Source organism: Polaromonas sp. P1_F1, from assembly GCF_056405795.1.
In genome coordinates this window covers 1,262,635-1,272,744 of record NZ_JBFUBJ010000001.1, presented here as the reverse complement: position 1 = coordinate 1,272,744, position 10,110 = coordinate 1,262,635, and the positions used below count along the sequence as shown (strand labels likewise).

Sequence of the window (10,110 nt, the reverse complement as noted above, 5' to 3'; positions counted from 1 at the left end):
CCGCACGACGGACGTGACCGGTGCGATCGAGTTGCCAGAAGGCAAGGAAATGGTCATGCCAGGCGATAACGTGTCGATCACCGTCAAGCTGATCAACCCGATCGCCATGGAAGAAGGCCTGCGCTTTGCCATCCGCGAAGGCGGCAAGACCGTCGGCGCCGGCGTCGTTGCCAAAATCATTGCGTAATTTCCGCAAACCATAAGGAATTACCATGGCCACCAAGCAAAAAATCCGCATTCGCCTGAAGGCGTTTGATTACAAGCTGATCGACCAGTCGGCAGCTGAAATTGTTGACACTGCCAAGCGCACCGGTGCGATTGTCAAGGGCCCCGTGCCCCTGCCAACGCGCATGAAGCGTTTCGACATCCTGCGTTCGCCCCACGTCAACAAGACGAGCCGCGACCAGCTGGAAATCCGCACGCACCAGCGTCTGATGGACATCGTGGACCCTACGGATAAAACCGTGGACGCCCTGATGAAGCTCGACCTGCCTGCCGGCGTGGACGTCGAAATCAAGCTGCAATAAGCAAGAAATCGGGGTTTCGGCCACAAGCCGAGTCCCAAAGCGACAGGTTTTAGCCCGGGTTTGCCATTTTTGGCAGCCTGGGCTATACTCTTGGGCTGTCCTTTGACATATTGGCTTCGTGCCTTTGTGGATTGGACGGTTTTATTAACTGTCTTTCACATCAAAACGTCTGTGGCCAATTGAAGTCGCAGCGGTGAAAGTTACGAAAGAACACATCATGAGTCTGAGCAACTCCCTCGGGTTGCTGGGCCGCAAAGTTGGCATGATGCGTCTGTTTACGGATGATGGGGACACAGTTCCTGTCACCGTGGTGGACGTATCGAACAACCGCGTGACCCAGGTTAAAACCGAAGCAAATGACGGCTACGATGCCCTCCAAGTGGCATTTGGCGCACGCAAAGCATCGCGCGTGACCAAGCCGGCCGCCGGCCACCTTGCGAAAGCAGGCGTTGAAGCTGGTGAAATCCTGAAAGAATTCCGCGTGACGGCTGATGTCGCAGGCAAATACGCTGCCGGTACTGTTGTGCCCGCAGCCGACGTGTTTGCTGTTGGCCAGCTGGTGGACGTGCAGGGCACTTCCATTGGTAAAGGCTACGCCGGTACCATCAAGCGCCACAACATGAGCTCGCAGCGCGCGTCGCACGGTAACAGCCGTTCGCACAACGTTCCCGGCTCTATCGGTATGGCGCAGGATCCCGGTCGCGTGTTTCCTGGTAAACGCATGACGGGCCACCTGGGTGATGTCACCGTGACCACGCAAAACCTGAACATCGTGCGCATCGACGAAGCCCGTCAGCTGCTGATGATTCGCGGCGCTGTGCCTGGTTCCAAAGGCGGTTTTGTCACGGTTCGCGCCGCGATCAAGGCCAAGCCCACCACCGCTGCTAAAGGAGCGAACTGATGCAGGTCGAACTCCTGAATGACCAAGGTCTGGCCTCGTCCAAAGTGGACGTGCCTGATACCGTATTTGGTCGCGAATACAACGAAAGCCTGATTCACCAGGTGGTCGTGGCCTTCCAGGCCAACGCCCGCCAGGGTACCCGGGCCCAGAAGGACCGTGAGCAGGTCCGTCACTCGACCAAGAAGCCTTTTAAACAAAAGGGTACTGGCCGTGCACGTGCTGGTATGACGTCTTCGCCACTGTGGCGCGGCGGCGGTCGTATCTTCCCGAACATGCCTGACGAAAACTTCACGCAGAAAATCAACAAGAAGATGTATCGTGCCGGCATGGCGTCGATCTTCTCGCAACTGGCGCGCGAAGGCCGCCTGGCTGTGGTTGATTCGCTGGCTGTGGATTCGCCCAAGACGAAAGTCCTGGCTGACAAGTTCAAGGCCATGAACCTCAACTCGGTGCTGGTCATCGCTGATGTGGTTGATGAAAACCTGTACCTGGCTTCCCGCAATCTGGTGAACATCCTCGTGGTTGAGCCCCGTTACGCCGATCCGGTGTCGCTGGTTCACTACAAGAAGGTTCTGGTCACCAAGGCTGCCATGGACCAACTCAAGGAGATGTTCGCATGAGCGCCCGTAACCCATCTTCTCCAAAACTGAAATTCGACGAAGGCCGCCTGATGCAGGTCCTGGTCGCTCCCATCGTGTCTGAAAAGGCGACGATGATTGCGGACAAGACCAATGCCGTGACCTTCAAGGTGCTGCAGGACGCTACCAAATTTGAAATCAAGGCTGCTGTGCAGCTGATGTTCAAGGTGGACGTCCAGTCGGTTGCCGTCCTCAACATCAAAGGCAAGACCAAGCGCTTTGGCAAATCCGTGGGCCGCCGCGACAACATTCGCAAGGCCTACGTGACGCTCAAGCCAGGTCAAGAGCTCAACCTCGGTGGGGAGTCTGCGTAATGGCTGTCATTAAAATGAAACCCACCTCCCCCGGCATGCGCGGGATGGTGAAGATCTCCCGGGATCACCTGCACAAGGGTGAGCCTTACGCGCCGCTGCTGGAACCACAATTCCAGAAGTCCGGCCGTAACAACAACGGGCACATCACGGTTCGCCACAAAGGCGGTGGTCACAAGCACCACTACCGTGTGGTCGACTTCAAGCGCAACAAGGACGCCATTCCGGCCAAGGTCGAACGTATCGAGTACGACCCCAACCGCACGGCCCACATTGCTCTGCTCTGCTACGCCGACGGCGAGCGCACCTACATCATCGCCCCCCGCGGCCTTGAAGTCGGTGCCACGCTGATCAGCGGTTCGGAAGCGCCGATTCGCGTCGGCAACACTCTGCCGATCCGCAATATTCCTGTCGGTTCGACGATTCACTGCATCGAGATGCAAATCGGCAAGGGCGCGCAAATCGCCCGCTCTGCCGGCACCTCTGCAACCTTGTTGGCCCGCGAAGGTACCTACGCCCAGGTGCGTATGCGCTCCGGTGAAGTTCGCAAGATCCACATCGAATGCCGCGCCACCATCGGTGAAGTCGCCAACGAAGAACACAGCCTGCGCCGTCTCGGCAAGGCCGGTGTGAAGCGCTGGATGGGTATTCGCCCGACCGTTCGCGGTGTGGTGATGAACCCGGTTGACCACCCGCACGGCGGTGGCGAAGGCAAGACCGGCGAAGGCCGTCATCCTGTCGATCCATGGGGTAACCTGACCAAGGGCTACCGCACCCGCAACAACAAGCGCACGCAAGTGATGATTGTTTCGCGTCGCAAGAAGTAAGGCTAACCCATGACACGTTCACTCAAAAAAGGTCCGTTTGTCGACCATCATTTGGTAGCCAAAGCCGACAAGGCCGTTACCAACAAGGACAAAAAGCCGATCAAGACCTGGTCGCGTCGCTCCATGATCCTGCCCGAGTTCATCGGCCTGACCATCGCCGTTCACAACGGCAAGCAGCACGTACCTGTCTACATCACCGATCAAATGGTTGGCCACAAGCTGGGCGAGTTCGCACTCACCCGGACTTTCAAAGGTCATCCGGCTGATAAAAAAGTTGTGAGAAAGTAAGGAAAAGACCATGGAAACACGTGCAACCCTCCGGGGCGTTCGTCTGTCGGTCGACAAGGGCCGTCTGGTCGCTGACCTGATCCGCGGCAAGAAAGTGGATCAAGCCCTCAACATCCTGAATTTCACGCAGAAAAAAGCTGCTGGAATCATCAAGAAGGTTGTGGAGTCCGCCATCGCCAACGCTGAACACAACGATGGCGCCGACATCGACGAGCTGAAGGTGAAAACCATCTACGTCGAACAAGGTGCCACGCTCAAGCGTTTCTCCGCGCGCGCAAAAGGCCGCGGCAACAGCATCAGCAAGCCCACGTGCCATGTGTACGTGGTCGTTGGCAACTAAAGGCAGCAGGATATGGGACAAAAAATCAACCCAACCGGGTTTCGCCTTGCAGTTAGCCGCAACTGGTCTAGCCGCTGGTACGCAAGCAACCGTGATTTCGCCGGCATGCTGGCTGAAGACATCAAGGTTCGCGAGTACCTGAAGGCCAAGCTCAAGAACGCTGCGGTTTCGCGCGTTCTGATCGAGCGCCCCGCCAAGAATGCCCGCATCACGATTTTCTCGGCACGTCCGGGCGTCGTGATCGGCAAAAAAGGCGAGGACATCGAGAACCTCAAGAAAGAACTGAGCCGCCAGCTGGGCGTGCCGGTCGCCGTGAACATCGAAGAAGTTCGCAAGCCTGAAATTGATGCCAAGCTCATCGCTGACAGCATCACGCAGCAGCTTGAAAAACGCATCATGTTCCGCCGTGCGATGAAGCGCGCCATGCAAAACGCCATGCGTCTGGGTGCCCTGGGCATCAAGATCATGTCGTCCGGCCGCCTCAACGGTATTGAAATTGCTCGTTGCGAGTGGTACCGCGAAGGTCGCGTGCCCCTTCACACCCTGCGCGCCGACATCGACTACGGCACCTCTGAAGCCAAGACCACCTATGGTGTGATCGGCGTCAAGGTCTGGGTCTACAAGGGCGACACGCTGGGCCGCAACGATGCGCCAGGCGCCAAGATGGTGGAAACACCGGCCGACGAAGAACGCAAGCCGCGCGGCCCACGCCGTGATGCCCGTCCTGGCGATCGCCCTGGTTCCGACCGTCCTGCTCCACGCGGTGCCCGTGCACCACGCGGTGCGACCAACACCGCTCCGGTAGATGGAAGCGACAAGCCGGCTGAAGCTACCCCTGGTAGCGAAGCCCCGAAAACCACCGTTAAGCGCGTCCGTAAAGCCGCGCCAGCTGCAGCAGCTGACGGTGCCAAGACCGAGTAATCGGTCTATTAACGGAGAATCAAAATGCTGCAACCCGCTCGCAGAAAATACCGCAAAGAGCAAAAAGGCCGTAACACCGGCATCGCAACCCGGGGTTCCTCGGTTGCGTTCGGTGACTTCGGTCTCAAATGCACTGACCGTGGCCGTCTGACGGCCCGTCAAATTGAAGCCGCACGCCGTGCGATTTCCCGTCACGTCAAACGTGGCGGCCGTATCTGGATCCGTGTCTTCCCGGACAAGCCGATTTCCCAAAAGCCTGCTGAAGTGCGTATGGGTAACGGTAAAGGTAACCCAGAGTACTACGTGGCTGAAATCCAGCCCGGCAAGATCGTCTTTGAAATCGTTGGTGTGCCTGAAGAGCTGGCCCGCGAAGCGTTCCGCCTGGCATCCGCCAAGCTGCCGCTGCGCACCACCTTCGTCAGCCGCATGATTGGCCAGTAAGGGGAAATGACAATGACCAAATCTACTGAACTGCGCCAAAAAGACGTTGCCGGCCTGAAAACCGAAGTCAAAGAGCTGCAAAAAGCCCACTTTGGCCTGCGCATGCAAAAAGCCACGCAGCAACTGACCAACCTTTCCACGCTACGTTCCACGCGTCGCAGCATCGCTCGCGCCAAGACTATCCTGGCCGAAACCATCGTCAAGCAAGGAGCCAAAAAATGACGGAAGCTAAAAAATCCCTCAAGCGCACCTTGATCGGCAAGGTGGTCAGCGACAAGCGCGCCAAGACCGTCACGGTTCTGGTTGAGCGTCGTGTGAAGCACGAGCTGTACGGCAAGATCGTATCGCTGTCCAGCAAGTACCACGCCCATGACGAAAAAGGCGAGTACCACACAGGTGATGTGATCGAGATCACCGAAAGCCGCCCGATCTCCAAGACCAAGAACTGGGTTGTGACCCGTCTGGTTGAAAAGGCTGCGGTCGTTTAAGTCTTGAGTTCAACTTAAGGCTGACTCCGGTCACGCTCAAAAAAATGGCTCACTTCGGTGGGCCGTTTTTGTTTGTGCCTTCTGCGATGCCGCTGGTGTGCCGCCGTCCCTCCGGGCTTTCGAAGTATGACCTTCACGTGCGCGCCGCCTTTTGCACAGTGAGCACACGCTTGCTGCCGCCGCACTACACTTCGGGGTTGATTTCCCCACTTCATTCACAACCCATCCATTCTTGAGGAGCACACCATGATCAAAGTAGGCGACACCCTTCCGGCCACCACGCTGATGGAATTTTCTGAAGTTGAAGGCAATGGCTGCAGCATTGGTCCCAACCCGGTCGACGTGGCCAAGGCCACCGCTGGCAAGACCATTGCGCTGTTCGCACTTCCTGGCGCGTTCACGCCCACCTGTTCGGCCAAGCACGTGCCCGGCTACGTAGAGAAGTTCGCTGAACTGAAGGCCGCAGGTGTTGACGAGATCTGGTGCCTGAGCGTGAACGATGCGTTTGTCATGGGCGCCTGGGCACGCGACCAGAAGACCGGCGACAAGGTGCGCATGCTGGCCGATGGCAGTGCAGAGTTCGCCAAGGCCACGGGCCTGACGCTGGACCTGACGGCGCGCGGCATGGGCCTGCGCAGCAACCGCTACTCCATGCTGGTCAAGGATGGAAAGGTCGCCAGCATGAATGTTGAAGGCCCAGGCAAGTTTGAAGTCAGTGATGCCGCCACGTTGCTGGCGCAGGCCAAAGGCTGATCACGCTGCCCCCCCCCTGGCCCTTACGGGGGTCTGTCAAAGCCGCTGCCTCTTTGTCAGCGGCTTTTTTTTGCTCTGCTGGTGATGGCGGATTGACGTCGGCCAGTTAATTGCTATCAATAACATAGCTGCTTGCGCAAGATCCTATTGGCCTGCTGCATGTTTTTCCTAAAAATCGACCTTGAGATAGTGTGCGCCCGGGATCGGGTTGTGATAGTAGGGCGGTATCTCGGAGAATCCCAGCTCGGCATACAGGGCGCGCGCCGATTCCATGTCGTCCAGCGTGTCCAGCAGCACCGAGGAATAGCCCGCCACGCGCGCCGCGTCCAAAGTCGCCTCCGCCAGCTGCCGGCCCAGACCGAGGCGGCGAAACGGCAGGCGTACATACAGCCGCTTCATTTCCCCGGCATTCGGGTAATCGACCGAGTCCAGTGCCCGCAGCGCGCAACAGCCGGCGACTTCGCCGTCGACCAGGGCCAGCAGCAGCGCACCCTCAGGGTCATCGTACTCACCGGGCAGTTCGGCCAGTTCGGCCTCAAAATTCTGGAAGCACAGGTCAATGCCCAGCTGCTCCGCATACTCGCGAAAAATCAGGCGCGTGGCGGCCAGCTGCGCCGGCGTGTCGGGCGTGATGAACTGGATGGAGGGGCGTTGCACGGATCGGCGGGGAGAAGTCGACAACCAGTTTACCGTGATTTGCAACTGGAGAGCAGGCCCGGGACGCCCCGGCCGGAGGCATCAAAATGCAGGCGCGGCCAGTGTAGACACCCAGTAAGCCACGCCGCCGCAAATCGCCAGGATCAGCGCCGCAGCCAGGCGCGAGACCGTGTCGTCCCGCGATGGCGGGGCCGGCACCACCAGCTCCTTGTCACCATGCAGCATGGCGCCGACCAGGTTGTGCTTGCGGGTCAGGTAATAAACGATGGCCGCGATGTGCAATACCACCAAAGCCAGAAGCACCCACTTGCCAATGTTCTTGTGATAGTTGGTTGCCAGGCCGACGGTGGCGTTGGAGACAAAACGTGTCAGCGGGCCGGCAAAGGCAATTTCATCGTCGCTCAGCAGGCCCGTGCCGACCTGGGCCACCAGAAATCCCAGCATGGCGAACACCGAACCAGCGCCTATCGGGCTGTGGCCCACACCGTGTTCGGGCTTGCCCTGGCCCTTGAGGTAGTTGATGACACTTTGGGGCGCATAGATGAACGCCCCAAAGCGAGACCAGCGCCCACCCACCAGGCCCCAGACAATGCGAAACAGCAGCAGGGCCAGCACGGTATAGCCAAACCGGAAATGCCAGACCATGGCGTTGCCACCGATGGTGCCGGTAATGGCCAGCCCAAGCACACAAGCCACCAGCGCCCAGTGAAAAAATCGCGTGGGAAAATCCCAGACGCGCACCTTGTGAAGATTTTTATTGGTGTACATGCTCACTCCTCGTTTTGTGATTGTTGTATGCAACGGTGCTCTTGATACGGCCTCGCTGCCACTTGGTGCTTTCCCGTAGCGCATAAGTTCCTGCGGAACTTATCTGGTCTGGCTAAACTCAGCCCTATGGCAACAGGCAAAGTGTGTTGCCATTGCCCCATCTTAAGAAAAAACCTACGAGGAAACCCATGAAAGCTTTTGCCTGTATCGCCGCAGCCGCCACTTTAATGGCCATGGCTGCTCCGGCCTCCGCGCAGTTTGCCAAACCCGAAGACGCCATCAAATATCGCCAAAGCGCGTTGTTTGTCATGGGCCAGCATTTCGGTCGTGTCGGCGCCATGGCCAACGGCCGTGTCCCCTTCGACGCCAAAGTCGCTGCGGAAAACGCCGAGATCGTGGCCGACATGGCCAAGCTCCCGTGGGCTGGCTTTGGGCCTGGCACCGACAAAGGCGGCAATACCAAGGCCAAGCCTGAAATCTGGGCTGAACAAGCCAAGTTCAAGGAAGGCCACGAAAAGCTGGTCGCAGAGACCGCCAAGCTGGCCGCCGCAGCCAAGACCGGCAACCTTGACAACCTGAAGACCGCCTTTACGGCTACGGCCGGCAGTTGCAAGGCTTGCCACGACGCGTTTCGGGCTCAGTAGCCCTCTGTTGAAGCTCACTTCGTGTAGCTTCCTCTCCCCCTCAGGGGGACAGGCGCCTTGCGCCCGGCGAAGCCAGACCCGCGGCCCCTGCTGGCTAAATCGTGGACATGGGTGCTGCTATTAAATTCATAGCTGGTTGCGCCCGTCCCATATGGTCAAAAGGCCTGTTTCATTGCTGAAACAGGCCTTTTTTTCGGGCGGGGAACGCTTATCAGGTCTCTTTGAGAAGTTTTTCGATCAGCTGGTGCAGCGCCGCAAAGTCGGGCTCACCCACGTACTGCTTGACGATCTCGCCGCGCTTGTTGACCAAGTAGGTGGTGGGTGTGAGCTGGACATCGCCCCATGCTTTGGCCACTGCGCCTGTGTTGTCGATCGCCACCTTGAAGGGCAGCTGGCGCGTTTGCGTGTAATTGACGACATAGCTGGGTGGGTCGTAGCTCATGGCCACGGCCAGCGTGTCGTAGCCTTGGGATTGGTATTTGTTGTAGGTCGAGATGACCTTCGGCATTTCTGCCACGCAGGTCACACAGCTCGTGGCCCAGAAATTGACCAGGGTGACCTTGCCTTTGAGGTCGGCGGTGGTTTTTTTGCTGCCGTCCAGCAACACAAAGGTCGACTCCGGCGCGGCCTCGGCGCCGCCACATCCCGGCAGGCAGGCAAGGGCCGCCACAGCCAAAATACCGGCCAGTGCCGTGCGGCATACTGTCAGGCGGGATGTCAATTTCATTGGAAGGACCTCATCATGCAACGTCGCAATTTTAACCAGGCCGGCGTCAGCGCGTTGGGCGCACTGATATTGGCCGCTTACCACCAGGCCCACGCACTCTCGCTCGGGGACCTGTCCGGCATCAGCAATGCCGACGCCAGCGCCGGCCTGAAAACAGCCCTTGAAAAGGGCGCTGTCGCCGCCGTCGCCCTGCTGGGCAAGACAGATGGATTCCTCGGCAACCCAAAAGTTCGCATTCCCTTGCCCGGATATCTCGAAGATGCGTCGAAATTGCTGAAAAACTTCGGCCAGGGCAAGCGGATCGATGAACTGGTGACGTCCATCAACCGGGCCGCTGAAGCTGCCGTGCCCATGGGAAAGGACCTGCTGGTCAATGCGGTACGCACCATGAATGTGAATGACGCCAAGAACATCCTGACGGGTGGCGAAACCTCGGTGACCACTTTCTTTGCCGAGAAGACCCGCACCCCGCTGGGCGTGAAGTTTCTGCCCGTGGTGACCAAAGCCACCGAAAAAGTCGGCCTGGCCAACAAGTACAACGAATTCGCCGGCAGGGCCGCCGGCTTTGGCCTGGTCAAGAAAGAAGACGCCAACATCCAGCAGTACGTGACCGGCAAATCGCTGGACGGCCTGTACCTGATCATCGGCGAGGAAGAAAAGAAGATCCGGCAAGACCCGGTAGGCACGGGCAGCGCCATCCTCAAGAAGGTCTTCGGATCCATGAAATAACGGGTTTTCTGAAATATTGCATCGGAAATTGGCTTCCAGCCTATATAGGGCGGGCGCAAGCAGCTATTAAAAAATGAGCGACATCAAGGGCGGAGCAGCGGGATCTGGTTCAGGAGCAGAGACGGCGTCTTCATGGGTCGGGCGGCCCCG

At 58.5% G+C, this 10,110-nt stretch carries 18 protein-coding genes; 15 read left to right on the top strand and 3 right to left on the bottom strand.

The genetic code is table 11. The annotated features are described in order from the left end of the window. From AC1DZE_RS06170 to AC1DZE_RS06110, 13 genes are all read left to right on the top strand, one after another. Positions 1 to 187 (top strand): EF-Tu C-terminal domain-related protein (locus AC1DZE_RS06170; RefSeq protein ID WP_477699866.1); only part of this gene is annotated, 187 nt, incomplete at its 5' end. A 25-nt stretch (positions 188 to 212) separates the two neighbouring features. After that, positions 213 to 527, top strand: coding sequence for a 30S ribosomal protein S10 (rpsJ, locus tag AC1DZE_RS06165; protein WP_007838118.1), 315 nt, complete (start codon positions 213 to 215; stop codon positions 525 to 527). Between the two features lie 217 nt (positions 528 to 744). Beyond that, positions 745 to 1,428 carry a 50S ribosomal protein L3 gene (gene rplC / locus AC1DZE_RS06160; RefSeq protein WP_011481229.1) on the top strand — a complete coding sequence of 228 codons (684 nt, stop codon included), beginning with the start codon at positions 745 to 747 and terminating at the stop codon, positions 1,426 to 1,428. Beyond that, positions 1,428 to 2,048: a 50S ribosomal protein L4 gene (gene rplD / locus AC1DZE_RS06155; RefSeq protein ID WP_011481230.1), complete on the top strand. Its 621-nt coding sequence runs from the start codon at positions 1,428 to 1,430 to the stop codon at positions 2,046 to 2,048. The genes rplC and rplD overlap by 1 nt, the downstream gene beginning before the upstream one ends. Beyond that, positions 2,045 to 2,380, top strand: coding sequence for a 50S ribosomal protein L23 (gene rplW, locus AC1DZE_RS06150; protein WP_457281637.1), 336 nt, complete (start codon positions 2,045 to 2,047; stop codon positions 2,378 to 2,380). The genes rplD and rplW overlap by 4 nt, the downstream gene beginning before the upstream one ends. Continuing rightward, positions 2,380 to 3,204, top strand: coding sequence for a 50S ribosomal protein L2 (rplB, locus tag AC1DZE_RS06145; RefSeq protein WP_011481232.1), 825 nt, complete (start codon positions 2,380 to 2,382; stop codon positions 3,202 to 3,204). Before rplW ends, rplB begins: the two co-directional genes overlap by 1 nt. Positions 3,205 to 3,213: 9 nt before the next feature. Next, complete coding sequence (gene rpsS, locus AC1DZE_RS06140) at positions 3,214 to 3,492, top strand: 30S ribosomal protein S19 (protein ID WP_007866503.1); 279 nt, start codon at positions 3,214 to 3,216, stop codon at positions 3,490 to 3,492. A 10-nt stretch (positions 3,493 to 3,502) separates the two neighbouring features. Further along, complete coding sequence (gene rplV, locus AC1DZE_RS06135; RefSeq protein ID WP_007866508.1) at positions 3,503 to 3,832, top strand: 50S ribosomal protein L22; 330 nt, start codon at positions 3,503 to 3,505, stop codon at positions 3,830 to 3,832. A gap of 12 nt (positions 3,833 to 3,844) precedes the next feature. Further along, the gene (gene rpsC / locus AC1DZE_RS06130; protein ID WP_457281636.1) at positions 3,845 to 4,753 is read left to right on the top strand and encodes a 30S ribosomal protein S3; all 909 of its coding nucleotides are present in this window, start codon (positions 3,845 to 3,847) and stop codon (positions 4,751 to 4,753) included. 24 nt (positions 4,754 to 4,777) lie between these two features. Further along, the gene (gene rplP / locus AC1DZE_RS06125; protein WP_122954483.1) at positions 4,778 to 5,194 is read left to right on the top strand and encodes a 50S ribosomal protein L16; all 417 of its coding nucleotides are present in this window, start codon (positions 4,778 to 4,780) and stop codon (positions 5,192 to 5,194) included. 12 nt (positions 5,195 to 5,206) lie between these two features. Further along, the gene (gene rpmC, locus AC1DZE_RS06120) at positions 5,207 to 5,416 is read left to right on the top strand and encodes a 50S ribosomal protein L29 (RefSeq protein ID WP_431098894.1); all 210 of its coding nucleotides are present in this window, start codon (positions 5,207 to 5,209) and stop codon (positions 5,414 to 5,416) included. After that, on the top strand, positions 5,413 to 5,682 hold the full coding sequence (rpsQ, locus tag AC1DZE_RS06115; RefSeq protein WP_457281635.1) for a 30S ribosomal protein S17: 270 nt from the start codon (positions 5,413 to 5,415) through the stop codon (positions 5,680 to 5,682). Before rpmC ends, rpsQ begins: the two co-directional genes overlap by 4 nt. 246 nt (positions 5,683 to 5,928) lie before the next feature. Continuing rightward, positions 5,929 to 6,435: a redoxin family protein gene (locus tag AC1DZE_RS06110; protein WP_477672244.1), complete on the top strand. Its 507-nt coding sequence runs from the start codon at positions 5,929 to 5,931 to the stop codon at positions 6,433 to 6,435. A 168-nt stretch (positions 6,436 to 6,603) separates the two neighbouring features. On the opposite strand, the gene AC1DZE_RS06105 is transcribed toward AC1DZE_RS06110, so the two are convergent. Next, positions 6,604 to 7,092, bottom strand: coding sequence for a GNAT family N-acetyltransferase (locus tag AC1DZE_RS06105; protein ID WP_477668895.1), 489 nt, complete (start codon positions 7,090 to 7,092; stop codon positions 6,604 to 6,606). Positions 7,093 to 7,173: 81 nt separating this feature from the next. After that, positions 7,174 to 7,860 (bottom strand): cytochrome b/b6 domain-containing protein, encoded by a 687-nt coding sequence (locus tag AC1DZE_RS06100; RefSeq protein WP_477672245.1) that lies wholly within the window; start codon positions 7,858 to 7,860, stop codon positions 7,174 to 7,176. Positions 7,861 to 8,048: 188 nt separating this feature from the next. Here AC1DZE_RS06100 and AC1DZE_RS06095 point away from each other — a divergent pair, with 188 nt between their 5' ends. Beyond that, positions 8,049 to 8,504, top strand: coding sequence for a c-type cytochrome (locus tag AC1DZE_RS06095; protein ID WP_477668893.1), 456 nt, complete (start codon positions 8,049 to 8,051; stop codon positions 8,502 to 8,504). A gap of 211 nt (positions 8,505 to 8,715) precedes the next feature. Here the strand turns inward: AC1DZE_RS06095 and AC1DZE_RS06090 are convergent, their stop codons facing one another. Next, positions 8,716 to 9,231, bottom strand: a complete 516-nt coding sequence (locus AC1DZE_RS06090; protein ID WP_457281630.1) for a TlpA disulfide reductase family protein — start codon at positions 9,229 to 9,231, stop codon at positions 8,716 to 8,718. A 15-nt stretch (positions 9,232 to 9,246) separates the two neighbouring features. Between AC1DZE_RS06090 and AC1DZE_RS06085 the strand changes: the two genes are divergently transcribed. Beyond that, entirely contained in the window at positions 9,247 to 9,960 is a 714-nt protein-coding gene (locus AC1DZE_RS06085; protein ID WP_477668892.1) for a DUF4197 domain-containing protein, read from the top strand. The last annotated feature ends 150 nt before the right edge of the window (positions 9,961 to 10,110 follow it).

Excerpts from the sequence above, each read along its gene's own strand:
- rpsQ (WP_457281635.1), top strand. The coding sequence starts at position 5,413 with ATGACGGAAGCTAAAAAATCCCTCAAGCGCACCTTGATCGGCAAGGTG.
- rplV (WP_007866508.1), top strand. The coding sequence starts at position 3,503 with ATGGAAACACGTGCAACCCTCCGGGGCGTTCGTCTGTCGGTCGACAAG.
- AC1DZE_RS06110 (WP_477672244.1), top strand. The coding sequence starts at position 5,929 with ATGATCAAAGTAGGCGACACCCTTCCGGCCACCACGCTGATGGAATTT.
- rpsC (WP_457281636.1), top strand. The coding sequence starts at position 3,845 with ATGGGACAAAAAATCAACCCAACCGGGTTTCGCCTTGCAGTTAGCCGC.
- rplB (WP_011481232.1), top strand. The coding sequence starts at position 2,380 with ATGGCTGTCATTAAAATGAAACCCACCTCCCCCGGCATGCGCGGGATG.
- AC1DZE_RS06090 (WP_457281630.1), bottom strand. The coding sequence starts at position 9,231 with ATGAAATTGACATCCCGCCTGACAGTATGCCGCACGGCACTGGCCGGT.
- rpsS (WP_007866503.1), top strand. The coding sequence starts at position 3,214 with ATGACACGTTCACTCAAAAAAGGTCCGTTTGTCGACCATCATTTGGTA.
- rplW (WP_457281637.1), top strand. The coding sequence starts at position 2,045 with ATGAGCGCCCGTAACCCATCTTCTCCAAAACTGAAATTCGACGAAGGC.
- AC1DZE_RS06085 (WP_477668892.1), top strand. The coding sequence starts at position 9,247 with ATGCAACGTCGCAATTTTAACCAGGCCGGCGTCAGCGCGTTGGGCGCA.
- rplP (WP_122954483.1), top strand. The coding sequence starts at position 4,778 with ATGCTGCAACCCGCTCGCAGAAAATACCGCAAAGAGCAAAAAGGCCGT.
- rplD (WP_011481230.1), top strand. The coding sequence starts at position 1,428 with ATGCAGGTCGAACTCCTGAATGACCAAGGTCTGGCCTCGTCCAAAGTG.
- rpmC (WP_431098894.1), top strand. The coding sequence starts at position 5,207 with ATGACCAAATCTACTGAACTGCGCCAAAAAGACGTTGCCGGCCTGAAA.
- AC1DZE_RS06100 (WP_477672245.1), bottom strand. The coding sequence starts at position 7,860 with ATGTACACCAATAAAAATCTTCACAAGGTGCGCGTCTGGGATTTTCCC.
- rplC (WP_011481229.1), top strand. The coding sequence starts at position 745 with ATGAGTCTGAGCAACTCCCTCGGGTTGCTGGGCCGCAAAGTTGGCATG.
- rpsJ (WP_007838118.1), top strand. The coding sequence starts at position 213 with ATGGCCACCAAGCAAAAAATCCGCATTCGCCTGAAGGCGTTTGATTAC.
- AC1DZE_RS06095 (WP_477668893.1), top strand. The coding sequence starts at position 8,049 with ATGAAAGCTTTTGCCTGTATCGCCGCAGCCGCCACTTTAATGGCCATG.